Genomic DNA, 16,841 nt, shown 5'->3' with positions numbered 1-16,841 from the left:
CCGCTTCACGAAGCGAGCAGGGGAATATATACGATAGTTTCGTACATGCTCCACTACCATTATAAACAATTATCAGACTTTTGTGAACTAAAAGAAATCATAATTCAAAAATATTATTATAAAAAAGTAATCGATCATGAAAATACATCGACCATTTTCATGATTACATATGCAATGCCAGCACCTATTAACGGACCGACAGCGACCCCTTTAAATAAAGATACAGCTAAAATCGTCCCAAGAACAAGTGCAGTCGTCATATGGGGATCTTTCGCAAGCAATGTAACGCCTCCTTTTGCCAACAAAGCGACAACAATCCCTGACAGTATTGCGATCCAAGCGTAAATCGAGCGAACAGACTCTGTCAGTTCTTTCAATCCTATTTTTCCAGTTGCAATTGGGACTAATACAGCAATCGTAATGATCGTCACACCAAGATTAATTCCTTTTTGCTCTAAATAAAGAAATATTTTAGAGCTTAGTCCGATACTTTTCACAACAAGTAAAAAAAATACAGCAACAGTAAGGGAATGATTTTTTGCTATCATACCAATGACAAGGAGAATAAACAAAAAAATAAATGGTTGCACGAAATACGCCCCCTTCTTTGAAACTTTTTCTTCTTTTGCATTGTATATTATAATAGTTGTAAATGACAAAAGACGGGAGGTGAGGGAATGTCGAATCAATATTTGTACAGTTCCCTTCGTTTTTTATTTGTAATCGTTGTGATCATCGCTGGATTAGCAAGCTTATATTATTTGTCCACGTTAACGTATCCGTTTTTAATTGCGTTAGGGATCGCCTTTTTCATTAATCCAATTGTCGATGTAATGGAGAAAAAAGCGAAAATACCAAGGGCGTTGGCAGTCATCGTTGTTTTAATTCTTTTACTTGCACTCGTTGCTGGGCTTGTCACCCTTCTTATTGCAGAAATCGTGACCGGAACACAATACTTAGCAACAGTTGTGCCAAGTCATTTTCAAAAACTCGTTATTTATATGGAACAGTTTGTGGCAAGCCAAATCATCCCGCTCTACAACCAACTAGCTACGCTCTTTAAAAATTTAGACACATCACAACAAGATACGATTATGTCAAACATTCAATCTGTTGGAACAAAAATTGCCACAACAGTGGGGCAATTTATCCAAAATATATTACAAAATATCCCTTCTATCATTGGATGGTTACCTAATTTTGCAACAATTTTTATTTTCTCGTTGCTTGCTACATTTTTTATAAGCAAAGACTGGTATCGTCTAAAAACATTGTTCCAAAAATTATTACCAAACAAAGTGCAAACGAGCACGACAAAAGTGTTTGCCGAATTAAAAAAGGCGCTATTTGGGTTTCTTAAAGCGCAAGCGACACTCATTTCTATTACAACACTGATCGTACTAGTTGGCTTGCTCGTGTTGCAAGTAGAGTACGCCATTACAATCGCTCTTATCATCGGCATTGTTGATATCTTACCGTATTTAGGAACAGGATTAGTGTTTGTTCCATGGATTGTTTACGCAGCGATGAGCGGCGATACTCATTTTTCTATCGGTCTTGGTGTGCTATATCTCGTCGTTCTCGTACAACGACAAGTGATGGAACCGAAACTTCTTTCATCTAATATCGGGCTCGATCCATTAGCTACATTGATCGCTTTATTCGTCGGTTTCAAATTGATCGGTTTTCTCGGATTAATCGTTGGACCGGTATTACTTGTCATTGGTCGAACACTACATCATGCTGGCGTTTTTCAAGATATTTGGAACTTTATTGTCGGAAAAAAGGAAGCATAAGCTATTGAGCTTATGCTTTTTATTTTCGAATATAAATCCATGTTTTTGTATAGAACATCCACTTAAACAGGCGCACAAGCCACGGTTTTATTTTTTCACGCGCAAATGGGAGAAGTAAAATAAAACCCGCCATGTCAGTAATAAACCCTGGCGTTAACAATAACGTCCCACCAACTAAAATACAAACACCATCTAATAATGCATCGCTTGGTATGCGTCCGTTCATGAATTCATATTTCATCCGTTGTAACGTATGCAATCCTTGTTTTTTTGCTAAAAATGCACCGATCATGCCTGTCAAAACGATTAGTGAAAATGTTGACCATATGCCAATCGCCTTTCCCGCCAAAACAAGAACGACAATTTCTAACGCTGGAATAACGATAAAAAGAAGAAAAAAGATGTTTCGCACATACATCCCTCCAAAATAATAAAGAAGGGGACATCCCCTTCTTTATTATAGCACGCTCGCGTGACCACGATAAATAGCACCGAAGCTCGCATCTACTGTAATATCTTGTCCGTCTTTTAAAATGGTTGTCGCATTGTTTACACCGACGATGACCGGAATTCCTAAGCTTAAGCCAACAACAGCTGCATGGCTTGTTAAGCCGCCTTCTTCGGTGATGATAGCCACAGCTTTTTCTAATGCTTTCATCATGTCCGCATCTGTCGCTGGGACGACTAAAATGCCGCCCTCAATCATTTTTTCAAGCGCCTCTTCAGACGTTTTCGCTACAACGACTTTTCCGAATGCTGATTTACGACCAATGCCTTGACCTTTCGCAATCATATCGCCAATCATATGCACTTTCATTAAGTTAGTCGAACCTGTTTCTCCAACCGGAACGCCTGCTGTAATGACAACGAGATCACCATGTTTCACGATGCCTGTATCGAGAGCCGCCTCAACAGCAATATCAAGCATCTCATCTGTTGACGTCGCATGTTGGGCAACGCGTGGATGAACACCCCAAACGAGTGCTAATTTACGAGAGACAGCTTCATTTGATGTAACAGCAATAATTGGCGCTTTTGGGCGGTATTTCGAAATCATACGCGCTGTATGACCGCTTACTGTCGGTGTCACAATTGCCGCAACGTCTAAATTTAACGCCGTGTGAGCAACCGATTGTCCAATCGCATCTGTAATTGTTGTTCCGCTTTGTTTGCTCCGTTTTGATAATAAATCGCGATATTGTAACGCTTGCTCTGTGCGCAAAGCAATGCGGTGCATCGTTTGTACCGCCTCGACTGGGTAAGCACCGGCTGCTGTTTCTCCGGAAAGCATAATTGCATCTGTACCATCAAAAATGGCGTTCGCTACATCGCTTGCCTCTGCACGAGTTGGTCGTGGATTGCGTTGCATTGAATCAAGCATTTGTGTCGCTGTGATGACCGGTTTTCCGAGCGCATTGCATTTTTTAATTAACTCTTTTTGCACAAGTGGTACTTCTTCCGCTGGAATTTCGACACCTAAATCCCCGCGAGCAACCATTAAACCGTCTGCCACTTCTAAAATCTCATCAATATTGTCTACGCCTTCTTGATTTTCAATTTTCGGGATAATTTGAATGTGTAATGCGTTATGTTCTTCGAGTAATTCGCGAATTTCAAGCACATCGGAAGCACGTCGAACAAACGATGCAGCAATAAAATCGATGCCTTGTTCAATACCGAAACGAATGTCATCTGCATCTTTTTCCGTAATGCCTGGCAATTTGACTTTCACACCTGGAACGTTGACACCTTTTTTATTTTTTAATACGCCACCGTTCAACACTTTTGTTTTGATTTCTTTCGCTTCTCTGTCAACAGCTAATACTTCCAAACCGATTAACCCGTCATCTAATAAGATGGTTGAACCAACATGTACGTCATCAATGAGTCCTTCATAAGTAATCGAAAATTTTTCCGGTGTACCGATTACTTCTTTCATCGAAATGGTGACTTCAGCACCCGCTTTTAGCTCAATTGCACCATTTTCCATGTTGTGTGTGCGAATTTCTGGACCTTTTGTATCTAATAAAATGGCAACCGTTTTTCCAGTCATTTTTGATGCTTCACGAATGTTGCGAATGCGTGCAGCATGCTCTTCATGACTTCCGTGCGAGAAATTGAGACGAGCAACGTTCATTCCTGCTTCAATAAGTTGCACAAGTTTTTCTATACTTTCACTCGCGGGACCGATCGTACAAACAATTTTCGTTTTACGCATAAATACCCTCCTACACTTTGCATATGGAAACGATACCACAAATATCCATTAAATTGAAAGCTCTTTTGATAGTTGATACATTTTCTGATCGACTGTATGTTTTTGGGCTAACGCCTCAATAATATCATGATCAACCAGCTGGTTATTTTGAATACCAACGCAACGTCCGCCCTTTCCTTCAAGTAACAACTCTACTGCGCGCGCGCCTAGACGGCTTGCAAGAACACGGTCAAAAGCAGTTGGTGAACCACCACGTTGGACGTGACCCAACACTGTCACACGCGTTTCGAACCCTGTTGCTTCTTCGATGCGCTTACCGAATTCTACACCGCTACCGACACCTTCTGCAACAACAATGATGCTATGTTTCTTACCACGTTCATGTCCACGTTTGAGACGCGCCACTATTTCGTCCATATCATAATCAGCTTCTGGGATTAAAATGCTTTCTGCTCCACCTGCAAGACCTGCCCAAAGCGCGATATCACCCGCATCACGTCCCATGACTTCAATGACATATGTACGTTCATGAGATGTCGCTGTATCACGGATTTTGTCAATCGCATCAATGACCGTATTTAACGCGGTATCAAAACCGATCGTAAAATCTGTTCCTGGAATGTCATTATCAATTGTTCCTGGTACACCGACACACGGATAACCGTGTTCTGTCAACTTTTTCGCGCCTTGATATGAGCCGTCACCACCGATGACAACAAGCCCTTCAATCCCGTGTTTTTTCAACTGTTCAATTCCTTTTAACTGTCCTTCCAACGTTTTGAATTCTGGGCAACGGGCAGTATATAACATCGTTCCGCCACGATGAATAATATCGCCAACATCTCCGATTTCAAGCTTTTTAATTTGACCGGTAATTAATCCTGCATATCCATGGTAAACGCCGTACACTTCTAATCCGTGATAAATCGCCTTTCGGACGACTGCACGAATGGCAGCATTCATTCCCGGTGAATCGCCACCGCTTGTAAGCACACCAATTCTTTTCATCGCTCTTCACCTCTTTAAAAAAATAAAATAAGAAGTATGACCTCTTACTTTAAGATAACATGAAGGTATGTGGAACACAATACATAATGAAATGTTTCACAAAACGTTGATTTTTTTTCACTACAAAGAGTTTGCCCAAAGTCGTCTAGTTCATGTAAAGAAAAAGGTCATCTAAAATGGATGACCTTTTTACATAACCGAAACATGTTGTTCGGATTCAATGAAATCGCCAATCTTCTTATATTTTTCGTATCGTTGCGCAATCAACTGTTCAGCACGTAATGGAAGCAATTCACACAAGGAACGTTTAAGCACATCATCAATATATTTCGCTTGTTCATCCACATTTCGATGGGCACCACCGCGTACTTCTGGAATCATTTCATCAATGACGCCAAGCTGCTTTAAATCTTTTGCTGTAATTTTCATCGTTTCGGCAGCTTTTTTGGCAAGTGACGCATCTTTCCATAAAATAGCCGCTGCCCCTTCTGGCGAAATAACGGAATACGTTGAATTTTCAAGCATATGAACATAGTTTCCGACACCAAGTGCAAGCGCACCGCCGCTTCCACCTTCACCGATCACAATGCATACGACAGGGACAGTCAACCCCGCCATTTCAAATAAATTTCGCGCGATCGCTTCACTTTGCCCGCGTTCCTCAGCAGCTTTTCCTGGATACGCCCCTTTCGTATCAATAAAACAAATAATCGGACGTCCAAATTTTTCGGCCTGTTTCATTAGACGAAGGGCTTTTCGATATCCTTCTGGATGAGGCATACCAAAATTACGGCGAATATTTTCTTTCGTATCTTTTCCGCGTTGATGTCCGATGACTGTCACAGGCAATCCGTGATATTTCGCAATTCCTCCGACAATCGCTTCATCGTCGCCAAAGCAACGATCACCGTGACATTCAAAAAAGTTCGTAAACAACCGATCGATATAATCAAGCGTTGTCGGGCGATTCGGATGTCGGGCAATTTGCACACGATCCCACGGGCTTAAATTAGTATAAATATCATTTTCAAGCTTTTCCAGTCGCGCTTCTAACTTATTAATTTCATCGGAAAAATCAACGTCACGATGCTTTGTAAATTCTTTTAATTCACTAATTTTTTTTCGCAGTTCTACAAGTGGTTTTTCAAATTCTAATTCGTACGCCATTCGTCTCCACCTCGCGATTGGTGAATGTCTAATACATTCGTTAATACGTCTTTTAGCTCATGACGCGGAATCACAGCATCTAGTTGTCCATGTTTCAATAAAAATTCCGCTGTTTGAAAATCTTCTGGCAACTCTTCACGAACCGTTTGTTCGATGACTCGTCTTCCCGCAAAACCGATCAGCGCCCCCGGCTCAGCGAAATTGTAATCTCCAAGCGAGGCGAAGCTTGCTGATACACCACCTGTCGTTGGATGGGTCATGACTGAAATGATGAGTCCACCTTGTTCGCTAAACAGTTTTAACGCTGCGCTCGTTTTCGCCATTTGCATTAAACTTAATACACCTTCTTGCATGCGCGCTCCACCTGAAGCGGTAAAAATAATAAAAGGTACTGATTTTTCCATCGCTCGTTCGATGGCGCGTGCAATTTTTTCTCCGACGACTGATCCCATGCTCCCCATACGGAAACGGGAATCCATCACTGCAATAACAACAGGAAAGCCGTTTATCGTTCCTTCTCCTGTCACAACCGCTTCATTCAATTTCGTTTTCTCACGATCTTCCTCAATTTTCTCCATATACTGTGGAAAATCAAGCGGATTTTTAGAAAGAAGGTGACGATCGTATTCATGAAACGTCCCTTCGTCTAACAAACACGCAATGCGTTCAGGAGCAGACATCGGATGATGATAACCGCACGATATACAAACACGTAAATTTTTCACTAGTTCTTTCGTATACATAATTTTTTTACATTTCGGACATTTTGTCATAATACCTTCTGGTACATCTTGCTTCGCTTGTTCAGAAGGAATCGTGGCATACTTTTTCTTTTTAGAGAACAAATCTTTGAGCACATGTTTCCCTCCCTTACTTAGTCCATTTCTACTTTACCGAATAGAGACAACTTTGTTTGTCACATTGTGTCAGTTTTCTTTCGACATTTTTTGCATCACGTATTGTTCATAAATTGCCGTCGCTTCTTCACACGACCGTTTTTGTAGCGCCGTCCACATTTGTTCATAAAACTCGGAAGGGAGAGTCAACGTGTATACGTGTTCAAAAAAGTCGTTTAATACAAGCCAAATGCGCAGTAATAAATAGTTATCGGTTGCTTCCACAACTCGTTGAAAAAATAAATCATACGTATGCTCAGCACGGGCTATATGTTCGAGCTTCTGATCTGTTAGTCGTTCGCAAGCAAGCTGCAGACATATTCGTTCGATAAGCATTTTTGTTTCGATTAAATCTCGTTTTTCCCGATTTCCTTGCAAAATAAACGAACTGAGTAGTTGAATGAGCTGATGGTCACCAAACGGTTTCATAAATGTTCCTTCACCGCGGCGCGTTTCGATTAATCCAAGCAACTCCAACGCTCGCAACGCTTCACGAACGGAAGAGCGACCGACTCGTAATCGGTCAGCTAACTCTCGTTCCGAAGGCAATCGATCCCCTGGTTGAAGTCCTGCTTCTTCAATCATGCGATGAATTTGCCAAAACGTTTCAATGTACACTTTAGAAGTAGTCATCGGTGTTCTCACCTGCAATCAAAGCTAATTGTCGTGTTCGCTTTTCTACATCTTTTGGATCAACAATCACTTGAGCCACTCCTGTTTCGATTGCTGCCTTTGCCACAGCAGCAGCAACTGCTGGAGCGACGCGCGGATCGAACGGAGCAGGAATCACATAATCCGCACGCAACTCATCTTCTGCAATTAAATGTGCTATTGCTTCAACTGCCGCTATTTTCATTTTTTCGTTAATTTGTTTTGCACGCACATCAAGCGCTCCTCTGAAAATACCTGGAAATGCTAACACGTTATTCACTTGATTCGGATAATCAGAACGTCCTGTGCCAACAACCGTTGCCCCTGCTTGCAACGCTTCTTCCGGCATAATTTCTGGCGTCGGGTTTGCCATTGCAAAAATAATGGCATCGCGATTCATTGTTTCCACCATGCTAGCTGTCAACGCTCCTGCAACAGACACACCAATGAATACATCTGCCCCAACGATCACTTCCTGTAACGTACCCGCTTTTTTCTCAGCATTTGTCCATTGAGCAATTTCATGTTTTATCTCATTCATTCCATATGGACGTCCTTCGTAAATCGCTCCTTTTGAATCGCACATAATCATATGTTTCACACCATAACAACGAAGCAACTTCATAATCGCAATTCCTGCCGCTCCTGCCCCGTTAATAATGATTTGAATATCTTCTATTTTTTTATTTACTAGCTTCAACGCATTGACTAAGCCAGCGACTGTCACGATCGCTGTTCCATGTTGGTCGTCATGAAAGACAGGGATATTCATTTCTTCTTTTAATCGTTCTTCAATCATAAAACAATGTGGAGCTGCAATGTCTTCTAAGTTAACGCCACCAAACGTTGGCTCAAGCAGTTTGACCGTTTGAATGATTTGTTCCACGTCTGATGTATTTAAGCAAATTGGAAATGCATCAACTCCAGCAAAACTTTTAAAAAGCACAGCCTTTCCTTCCATGACCGGCAGTGCCGCTTCTGCTCCAATGTTCCCAAGTCCTAATACCGCGCTCCCATTCGATACAACAGCTACTGTATTCGCTTTCAACGTATAATCGTATATTTTGTTCGGTTCATGATGGATAACTTTGCACGGCTCTGCTACACCGGGAGAATAAGCCAAGCTTAAATCGTAAGCATTTTTTAACGGTACTTTCGCTTTTATTTCTAGTTTTCCTTGATAACGCCCATGCATATGAAGCGCTTCTTCAAACAACGACACTAACAATCCCCCCACAAAGTGGTCGCTACTGGTCTGACCACTTAACTTCTATAAAAATATAATAAAAATGAAAAATAGTAAAGCATTTTTATTTCACGACGACATTCCCATTCCCTAACAGTGCCTTTAACTGTTCGATACATTCATCGGTTGGAGATACAGCATATTCATGAGAAAGTTGTACTTTTTTTCGTTCTTTTTCGTAATACAAAATAACAGGTGCATATCCACGATAGGCGATGAATATATCTTTCAACTGCTGTAACACAGCTGATGACGCATGTTGCTCATCAACTTTTACATAAACGCATACCGGTTTCCCCACTTGTTGTACAATAAGATGCCAACCGCTCGGTCGCTGCTCTATTTTTCCTTCCATATACAGTACGCTGCCTTGTTGCAATAAAGCATGAAACCGCCTATAGCTCGTTGGAAATACAATTGCGTGCCACTCATCACTATCGTCACAAATCGTAGCAAACACCATTTCTTCCCCTTTTTTTGTCCGCTTTTTCGTCACCTCCTCAACATATACAATCACTTTTCCGTCCTTCGCTCTTTCTATGATCCATTCATACATACGTTTTGCCCCCCACATCGAATAAAAATGGGCAAATGATTCAACAGGATGAGGGGACACATATACATTGAGCCATTGTTTCTCATATTTCAGCTGATCGATAAGCGATAGCGGTTCAACATGAACGTATTTTGGTCGTACATTCAGAGGGAGATTCATCAACTCTGCATGCTCAATCGCAACGTCAATACTTGCATAAAGCGTGGCTCGATCGATATGAAATTCATCAAAACAGCCAGAAAAAATAAGTGCTTCGACTATTTTTCTTTGTGAAGACTCGATGCGTAGTCGAGAAACAAAATCAAAAAAATCGGAAAACGGACGTTTTTGACGCTCGCGAATCATTTGTTTGACAAAGGCGAAACTCACTTGTTTAATTGCTAACAGCCCAAAGCGAATGCCGTTTTCATCAACGGTAAAATGTTCTTCACTTCGTCCGATGGAAGGAGGAAGTAAACGTATTCGTTTTTTCCGAAGTTCATATACACATTGCATCATTTTCTCTTTTTGTCCGCTTACGTTTGTTAATAATGTTGCATAAAAATCGAGCGGATAATGCGCTTTAATATACGCCAACATATATGCGATGTAGCTATATGCTACCGCATGGCTGCGGTTAAACCCATACCCAGCAAAACGAACGATGATCTCATACAATTCGTTTGCGATATGGGCAGCGTATCCATTTTGTATACATCCTTCAATAAAACGCTTTTTTTCTTTTTCCATTTGCCCAATGTCTTTTTTACTTATTGCCCGGCGTAATAAATCAGCATCTGCTAATGAAAAGTTCGCCATTTGTTGAGCAATTTTCATAATTTGTTCTTGATAAACGATGACGCCATATGTCGACTGCAAAATCGATTGCAAATCATCATGCATGTAACGAATCGGTTCGCGACCATGTTTACGAGAAATATATGTCGGAATTTGATCCATCGGTCCTGGACGAAATAAAGCGTTCACTGCAACAATATCTTCAAACGTTGTCGGTTGTAATTCGCGCAATACCCGCTTCATTCCTTCTGATTCAAGCTGAAACACGCCAAATGTGTCCCCTTCACTTAAAAGCACATACGTTTGTTCGTCGTCAAGCGGCACATTTTCAAACCGTAAGCGATGACCTGTACGCTGCTCAATGCTTTGAACCATTTGCTCGATCATCGTTAAATTTTTAAGGGCAAGTAAATCGAATTTTAATAATCCTAGTCGTTCAAGCGCATCCATCGCATATTGCGTCACATATGTTGTCGTTTGCCCACTTTGGAGAGGAACCACATCGGTTAATGGACGTGGGCTAATAACAATGCCAGCAGCATGAACGGACGTATGCTTCGGTAATCCTTCAATTCGTTGTGCAACGTAATGCCATGGTCGCGTATGATTGAGGGTTCCAGTTGCTAATGTTTGTTGAATTTCTTGTTCATCGACATCAAAAATACGACTAACTTCACGAATAGCAGAACGCATCCCGAAAGTCCCGAACGTAATAATTTGTGCAACGTGATCGGCTCCGTATTTTTGCTCAATGTAACGAATCACTTCTTCACGACGGTCATCTGCAAAATCGATATCAATATCGGGAAGAGATAAACGGGCTGGATTTAAAAAACGCTCAAACAAAAGCCCATATTTTAATGGGTCCACTTGTGTAATTCCGAGTATGTAAGCGACAAGCGAACCTGCAGCTGACCCGCGTCCTGGTCCTGTGAGTATACCTTGTTCACGCGCAAAACGAACAAAATCAGCAACAATTAAAAAATAGTCACTAAAATTCATCTGTTGAATGATTTGCAGTTCATATTGTAATCGAGTAACATATGCTTCTGGGCGATCAGGAAAGCGTTTTGTGAATTGCTCCCAACACCACGTTTGCAAATATTCGTCAGCTGTTTTCCCCGAAGGAACAGGATAGCGCGGCATAAACCATTTTTTAGACTCAAACGTCACATTGCATCGCTGTGCAATACGCACCGTCTCCTCGATGGCTTCACGATACATTGAAAATAAAGAGACCATTTCATCTGCGCTTTTTAAATCGTATTCATTTGTTGAAAAGCGCGGACGGCTTGGGTCATTCATTTTCTTTCCGTGTTTCATCGCAAGCAAACACTCACATGCAAGCGCATCTTCTTTATAGATGTAACGTACATCGTTTGTTGCGACAAGTGGAATGTTCCATCGTTTACTATATTCAAGAAGTAGCGGCCACAAATATTCTTGTTCTTGTAAGCCGTGTCGCTGCACATTTATATAAAAATCGCCGCGTTGAAATAGCTTCGCGTACGTTTGAACGAGCGTTTCTGCTTGACCGATTTCTCCGTTCAGCAAATGCTGCTCCACTCTTCCATGTACTCCGCTTGTCATACCGATTAATTCGCTCGTGTAGCGGGATAAGTCACATAAAGAAATGCCCTTCCCGTCATTTAATTGAACGGCTGTAGCAATATGGACAAGTTGACGATATCCGTCGTTATTTTTCGCTAACAACACGAGCTGATCTATATAACCATGTTCATCCGTGACTGTTGCTATCATACCGATAATTGGCTTTATTCCATGTGCTTGACACATCTCATAAAAAGAAATAGTGCCGTACAACACATTTTCATCCGTTAATGCGATCGCTGGAAATTGAAGATCGCGTGCACGTGTGACAAGCTCCTCGATTTTGACCGTACTACTTAATAAACTATAGCCACTTCGCACTTGTAGATGGATAAACGACAATGTGTCTCCCACCTTTTCTATTTTTTTCTATTATAAGCTCTGTAAAAACTGAAAAGCAAAACATACGTTGTTCGTTTGTCCCATATACATAGTATACAGAAGGAGTGAGCAAGATGGAGATGAAAACAGCGTTTTTACCTGCTTTTATTCAAAGCTATTTCATTGCTTTAGGCGTGTTAGTTGGAGGGGCGTTAATCGGTGGATTCGGGGCTTTTTTGTCTGGCGAACCGCCGCTGACGATGATGTACCGATTTGCAAGCAGTTTAAAAATTTGGGCGCTAATTGCAGCCATTGGTGGCACGTTTGATACGTTTTATAGCGTTGAACGTGGATTTTTCCAAGGAGAAATACGGGATGTCATTAAACAATTTTTACTCATTTTATCGGCAACTGGTGGCGCGCAAACAGGTATGACATTCATTCGCTGGTTTACGCAGGAGCATGGCGCATGAGAGTTCCACCATACTCACGCGATCCAGGATGGCAACGCTTTTTCGCTGGAGCGGCAATTGGAACAATTATCAGCTGGATCGTTTTCACACAAATTTTTGGCATTTTACAAGAAAAACAAGTGCGTCAACTGAAAACACAACAAGAAATTATTGCCCAGTTAAAACATGATTTAAACATTTGGCAACAAGATTACATTCAGCTAAACAAAGAAAATAAAAAGCGACTGACAATTCAATCAATTGATGTGAAAATCATTAACGCCCAATCGTATGGCATCGATACGTACACAACCTTCCGCATTGAAGAAGATATAAAAAGAGATATTCAACATATAACGGCCAAAGATATCGAAACAGTATATAAAAGTAAAGAGCTATTAAAAAAAGCAATTGAAAATAAAACGTACATTATCGACAATCGAACGTACCATCTCGATATCGAGACAATTTTGTTTTTTACAAATATATCAATAGAATTAAAATTAAAGCAACAGTAGAAAGCATCCTACTGTTGCTTGCACACTTCGTTTAAATCTGCCAATACGTGTTCAACTTCTTCCCACGAATAAATAGATGCGCCTGCGGCTAACGGATGACCACCGCCATGATATTTTTTCGCCACTTCATTGACGATCGGGCCTCTTGAACGAAGACGGACACGAATTTGATCATCTTCTTCTACAAAAAACACCCACGCTTTTATTCCTTCAATATTTCCAAGCACACTCACGAGTTGAGAAGCTTCTGATGGCGTTACATCATATTGTTTTAACAACTCTTTTGTTAATATAATATGAGCCACTCCATGTTCGGATAGCTCGAAATTTTGCAGCACATATCCGCTTAAATGTGCAATCGATAATTTTGTCCGATACAGTTGATCATATAAATCGACAAACGAAAACCCATATTCAACTAGTTCGCTTGCATATTTAAATGTTTTCGGATTTGTACTTGGAAAAAGGAAACGGCCTGTATCACCAACAATGCCCGCATAAATAAGCCGAGCAGCTTCTTTCGTTAAAACGAGACCATGTTCTTTTCCAATTAAGTATAACTCATAAATCATTTCGCTAACGGAACTTGCATTTGTATCTACCCATAAGATGTCACCGTATGGATCTTCATTTGGATGATGGTCGATTTTAATAATTTTTTTCCCTAGCTTATAGCGTTGATCACATACGCGCTCTTCATTTGCTGTATCGCAAACGATCACAAGCGCATCGTTATACATTTCATCCGAAACGACATCCATTTTACGTAAAAATTCAAGCGATGGTTCGTCTTTTCCAACTGTATATACTCGTTTTTCTGGAAATGAAGCTTGAATAAGTTCGGCTAATCCTCCCTGTGAACCGTACGCATCGGGGTCTGGTCGAACGTGCCGATGAATAATAATCGTATCAAATTGTCGAATATGATCAATAATTTCCAAAACTTTTTGTTCCATGGCGCTTCTCCCTTTTTTTCTCCATTAAAACATATTTTATTATGATTCGAAAAGATGTAAAATAATCACGCAACGATTTTTTATGTTGGAGGATTGGATATGCCAATATTTGTTATACTTATCGTTTTTTCGCTTTCGTTTTATTTGTATTACAAAATAAAATATTTCCGCAGTAAAAAACCGATGGAGCGAAAATGGATTAGCGCAAAATCAAGCATTGCGCTTGGCTCATTTGTATTTTTCTTTGCGATCAACCAATTTTTCATTCATCAGTCAACGGTATCTCTCATCGTTGGCATTGTGTTTCTTCTCGTCGGTGCAGGAAGCATTTGGGCAGGTTACCGTGCCCATCGCTATTATTTTCCGCTTGCGGTAAAAGAAGCGGAAGAAACGAAATAGGCTGCCGTACGCAGCCTATTGTCGTTCAAGCAATTGACACATCATTAACGCTTTTCCGACTAGCGTCCCTTCATTAAACACTTCAACGTCAACCTTCCCAAATTTACGTCCAATTTCTAGCAATTTCGGCTTAATATCGATGACGCTATCAATTTGGACGGGTTTAATAAAGTAAATGGTAATGTTCTCTACAACAAGATCGCCTCGCTTATGTAAACGAAGCGCACGCGTAGCCGCCTCGGTTACAATCGTCGTAAATACACCGTATGATAATGTTCCTAAATGATTTGTCATTTGCGGAGTAATGTTACAACGAAAAACACCATCAGCTGTTTCCGTTAAAAACTGGGTGGTTACAATATCATCAATCGTCTCGCCAACTTGTGGCTGACGCTGAACCATTTGTAACGCTTTTAATACGTCTTGGCGACTAATAATTCCTTGAAGTCGATTGTACTCATCGACAACCGGCAACACTTCAATTCCTTCCCATACCATCATATGCGATGCGGAAGCGACTGACGTCTTCCCACTGACCGTAATCGGATGTTTCGTCATCACTTTTTCAATCGACACGTCACGCTCATATCCCATAATATCTTTTGCCGTCACGATTCCTTGTACTTTTAATTGTTGATCGATGACCGGAAAACGACTATGCTTCGTTTCACGATTCAGTTCATACCATCGCTCGATTGGATCTGTCACATACAAATATGCCGTTTTTTCAAATGGCGTCAAAATATCTTCAACGAGAACAATTTCTTTTTTAATTAACTGGTCATAAATGGCACGGTTAATCATCGTCGCAACCGTAAACGTGTCGTAACTTGTCGAAATAATCGGTAGTTGCCGCTCATCCGCTAATTTTTTCACATGTTCTTCTGTATCAAAACCACCTGTAATGAGCACGCCCGCCCCAGCTTCAAGCGCTAATTCGTGCGCTTTTGTTCGGTTCCCAACGATCAACAAATTACCTGCACCTGTATAACGCATCATCGCTTCAAGTTTCATCGCACCGATGACGAATTTGTTTAATGTTTTATGTAATCCTTCTTTTCCTCCGAGCACTTGCCCATCAACGATATTGACAACTTCGGCATACGTCAACTTTTCAATATTTTCTTTCTTTTTTTGTTCAATTCGAATCGTTCCGACTCGCTCAATTGTGCTCACATATCCTTTTGTTTCAGCGTCTTTAATGGCACGATAAGCTGTTCCTTCGCTTACCCCCATTTCTTTTGCGATTTGGCGAACGGATATTTTTTCTCCAATCGGTAAGCTCTCGATATATTGCAAAATTTGTTCGTGCTTCGTAATTGTCAAGTTGCCCCACCCTTTTTCGACAGTTTCTTACTCTTATTATAAGGGTGTGCATGATCGCATTCAACGAACGTTTTCACAGTTCAATACTTTCCCCAACATGCAAGACGCGCCCAACGCCCTCAATCATCGACACAAACTGCTGTGGATCTTGTTGAATGACAGGGAATGTATTGTAATGAATTGGAATAACCGTTTTTGCCTTTAACCATTCCGCGGCAATCGCTGCATCCTCTGGTCCCATCGTAAAATTATCTCCGATTGGTAAAAAAGCAACATCGATATCATTCATTTCCCCAATAAGTTTCATATCAGAAAATAACGCTGTATCTCCGGCATGATAAATCGTTTTTCCTTCTGCATAGAATAAAATGCCACTTGGCATTCCTGTATAAACAATCGTTTCGTTTTCTTCTACATAGCTAGAACCGTGAAACGCTTGCGTCAATTTTACTTTGCCGAACTCAAACGTAAATGATCCACCGATGTGCATCGGATGAGTCCGAACACCTTTCCAGCTTAAATATGTAGCTAATTCATAAGGAGCAATAACAAGCGCATCATTTTGCTTTGCTAATGCAACTGTATCACCAACATGATCATTATGGCCATGTGTTAATAAAATAACGTCGACATGAACGTCCTCTGCTTTTAAATCTGTTAGTGGATTTCCTGTAATAAAAGGATCAATGAAAATCGTTTTTCCGTTCGTTTCAATTTTTACAGCTGAATGTCCGTGGTAAGTCAGTTTCATGTTTCATTCTCCTCGTATAGTATGTTTAGAAAGATTTTTAAATCGAATTTCCAGTTGGATATGCTCCTTGACAATCGCATATGTGTAAGTGACTTGCCCACGGGGGAGGGGCGCGCCCCTCCCCCGTGGATGGCACTACATCGGGGTTGGACTTTTCGCGATGTTCTTGGATAATGGTCTTAGGATCATCGG

Annotated in this window: 16 protein-coding genes; 4 read left to right on the top strand and 12 right to left on the bottom strand. The window is 40.9% G+C overall.

Features of this window, described 5'->3' with window-relative positions; all coding sequences use genetic code 11:
* Positions 1 to 134 precede the first annotated feature (134 nt).
* On the bottom strand, positions 135 to 590 hold the full coding sequence (locus ACYQY7_RS06705; protein WP_461201305.1) for a DUF441 domain-containing protein: 456 nt from the start codon (positions 588 to 590) through the stop codon (positions 135 to 137).
* Between the two features lie 87 nt (positions 591 to 677).
* Here ACYQY7_RS06705 and ytvI point away from each other — a divergent pair, with 87 nt between their 5' ends.
* A complete protein-coding gene (gene ytvI / locus ACYQY7_RS06700) occupies positions 678 to 1,796 on the top strand; it encodes a sporulation integral membrane protein YtvI (protein WP_461201304.1) in 1,119 nt (372 codons plus the stop codon).
* Between the two features lie 19 nt (positions 1,797 to 1,815).
* On the opposite strand, the gene ACYQY7_RS06695 is transcribed toward ytvI, so the two are convergent.
* The 8 genes from ACYQY7_RS06695 to dnaE all read right to left on the bottom strand — a co-directional run bounded on the left by ACYQY7_RS06695 (position 1,816) and on the right by dnaE (position 12,268).
* Positions 1,816 to 2,208 (bottom strand): FxsA family protein, encoded by a 393-nt coding sequence (locus ACYQY7_RS06695; protein ID WP_461201303.1) that lies wholly within the window; start codon positions 2,206 to 2,208, stop codon positions 1,816 to 1,818.
* A 45-nt stretch (positions 2,209 to 2,253) separates the two neighbouring features.
* Positions 2,254 to 4,014 carry a pyruvate kinase gene (pyk, locus tag ACYQY7_RS06690; protein WP_461201302.1) on the bottom strand — a complete coding sequence of 587 codons (1,761 nt, stop codon included), beginning with the start codon at positions 4,012 to 4,014 and terminating at the stop codon, positions 2,254 to 2,256.
* 48 nt (positions 4,015 to 4,062) lie between these two features.
* Positions 4,063 to 5,022: a 6-phosphofructokinase gene (gene pfkA / locus ACYQY7_RS06685; protein ID WP_461201301.1), complete on the bottom strand. Its 960-nt coding sequence runs from the start codon at positions 5,020 to 5,022 to the stop codon at positions 4,063 to 4,065.
* A 189-nt stretch (positions 5,023 to 5,211) separates the two neighbouring features.
* Positions 5,212 to 6,189 (bottom strand): acetyl-CoA carboxylase carboxyl transferase subunit alpha, encoded by a 978-nt coding sequence (accA, locus tag ACYQY7_RS06680; RefSeq protein WP_461201300.1) that lies wholly within the window; start codon positions 6,187 to 6,189, stop codon positions 5,212 to 5,214.
* Positions 6,174 to 7,046, bottom strand: a complete 873-nt coding sequence (gene accD / locus ACYQY7_RS06675; protein WP_461201299.1) for an acetyl-CoA carboxylase, carboxyltransferase subunit beta — start codon at positions 7,044 to 7,046, stop codon at positions 6,174 to 6,176. Before accD ends, accA begins: the two co-directional genes overlap by 16 nt.
* Positions 7,047 to 7,115: 69 nt before the next feature.
* Positions 7,116 to 7,718 (bottom strand): FadR/GntR family transcriptional regulator, encoded by a 603-nt coding sequence (locus ACYQY7_RS06670; RefSeq protein ID WP_461201298.1) that lies wholly within the window; start codon positions 7,716 to 7,718, stop codon positions 7,116 to 7,118.
* On the bottom strand, positions 7,705 to 8,958 hold the full coding sequence (gene ystJ / locus ACYQY7_RS06665) for an NADP-dependent malic enzyme (protein WP_461201297.1): 1,254 nt from the start codon (positions 8,956 to 8,958) through the stop codon (positions 7,705 to 7,707). The genes ACYQY7_RS06670 and ystJ overlap by 14 nt, the downstream gene beginning before the upstream one ends.
* An 88-nt stretch (positions 8,959 to 9,046) precedes the next feature.
* Positions 9,047 to 12,268, bottom strand: a complete 3,222-nt coding sequence (dnaE, locus tag ACYQY7_RS06660) for a DNA polymerase III subunit alpha (protein WP_461201296.1) — start codon at positions 12,266 to 12,268, stop codon at positions 9,047 to 9,049.
* Positions 12,269 to 12,381: 113 nt separating this feature from the next.
* Here dnaE and ytrH point away from each other — a divergent pair, with 113 nt between their 5' ends.
* Entirely contained in the window at positions 12,382 to 12,720 is a 339-nt protein-coding gene (ytrH, locus tag ACYQY7_RS06655; protein WP_461201295.1) for a sporulation membrane protein YtrH, read from the top strand.
* Entirely contained in the window at positions 12,717 to 13,217 is a 501-nt protein-coding gene (ytrI, locus tag ACYQY7_RS06650; RefSeq protein WP_461201294.1) for a sporulation membrane protein YtrI, read from the top strand. Before ytrH ends, ytrI begins: the two co-directional genes overlap by 4 nt.
* An 8-nt stretch (positions 13,218 to 13,225) precedes the next feature.
* Here the strand turns inward: ytrI and ACYQY7_RS06645 are convergent, their stop codons facing one another.
* On the bottom strand, positions 13,226 to 14,173 hold the full coding sequence (locus ACYQY7_RS06645; protein WP_461201293.1) for a DHH family phosphoesterase: 948 nt from the start codon (positions 14,171 to 14,173) through the stop codon (positions 13,226 to 13,228).
* 99 nt (positions 14,174 to 14,272) lie between these two features.
* On the opposite strand from ACYQY7_RS06645, the gene ACYQY7_RS06640 reads away from it, so the two are divergent.
* Positions 14,273 to 14,572: a YtpI family protein gene (locus tag ACYQY7_RS06640; protein ID WP_461201292.1), complete on the top strand. Its 300-nt coding sequence runs from the start codon at positions 14,273 to 14,275 to the stop codon at positions 14,570 to 14,572.
* Positions 14,573 to 14,587: 15 nt separating this feature from the next.
* Here the strand turns inward: ACYQY7_RS06640 and ACYQY7_RS06635 are convergent, their stop codons facing one another.
* Together ACYQY7_RS06635 and ACYQY7_RS06630 are read right to left on the bottom strand one after the other, a co-directional pair.
* Positions 14,588 to 15,898: a DRTGG domain-containing protein gene (locus ACYQY7_RS06635; protein WP_461201291.1), complete on the bottom strand. Its 1,311-nt coding sequence runs from the start codon at positions 15,896 to 15,898 to the stop codon at positions 14,588 to 14,590.
* 73 nt (positions 15,899 to 15,971) lie between these two features.
* Positions 15,972 to 16,649 (bottom strand): metal-dependent hydrolase, encoded by a 678-nt coding sequence (locus ACYQY7_RS06630; protein WP_461201290.1) that lies wholly within the window; start codon positions 16,647 to 16,649, stop codon positions 15,972 to 15,974.
* Positions 16,650 to 16,841: the final 192 nt, after the last annotated feature.

The organism is Anoxybacillus sp. TBDG-1, from assembly GCF_054815885.1.
This window is presented reverse-complemented; position numbering and strand designations above follow the sequence as displayed.

Coding starts and splice junctions, on each gene's coding strand:
- ytrH (WP_461201295.1), top strand. CDS start 12,382: ATGGAGATGAAAACAGCGTTTTTACCTGCTTTTATTCAAAGCTATTTC.
- accA (WP_461201300.1), bottom strand. CDS start 6,189: ATGGCGTACGAATTAGAATTTGAAAAACCACTTGTAGAACTGCGAAAA.
- ytvI (WP_461201304.1), top strand. CDS start 678: ATGTCGAATCAATATTTGTACAGTTCCCTTCGTTTTTTATTTGTAATC.
- ACYQY7_RS06640 (WP_461201292.1), top strand. CDS start 14,273: ATGCCAATATTTGTTATACTTATCGTTTTTTCGCTTTCGTTTTATTTG.
- ACYQY7_RS06670 (WP_461201298.1), bottom strand. CDS start 7,718: ATGACTACTTCTAAAGTGTACATTGAAACGTTTTGGCAAATTCATCGC.
- ytrI (WP_461201294.1), top strand. CDS start 12,717: ATGAGAGTTCCACCATACTCACGCGATCCAGGATGGCAACGCTTTTTC.
- ACYQY7_RS06630 (WP_461201290.1), bottom strand. CDS start 16,649: ATGAAACTGACTTACCACGGACATTCAGCTGTAAAAATTGAAACGAAC.
- pyk (WP_461201302.1), bottom strand. CDS start 4,014: ATGCGTAAAACGAAAATTGTTTGTACGATCGGTCCCGCGAGTGAAAGT.
- ACYQY7_RS06645 (WP_461201293.1), bottom strand. CDS start 14,173: ATGGAACAAAAAGTTTTGGAAATTATTGATCATATTCGACAATTTGAT.
- pfkA (WP_461201301.1), bottom strand. CDS start 5,022: ATGAAAAGAATTGGTGTGCTTACAAGCGGTGGCGATTCACCGGGAATG.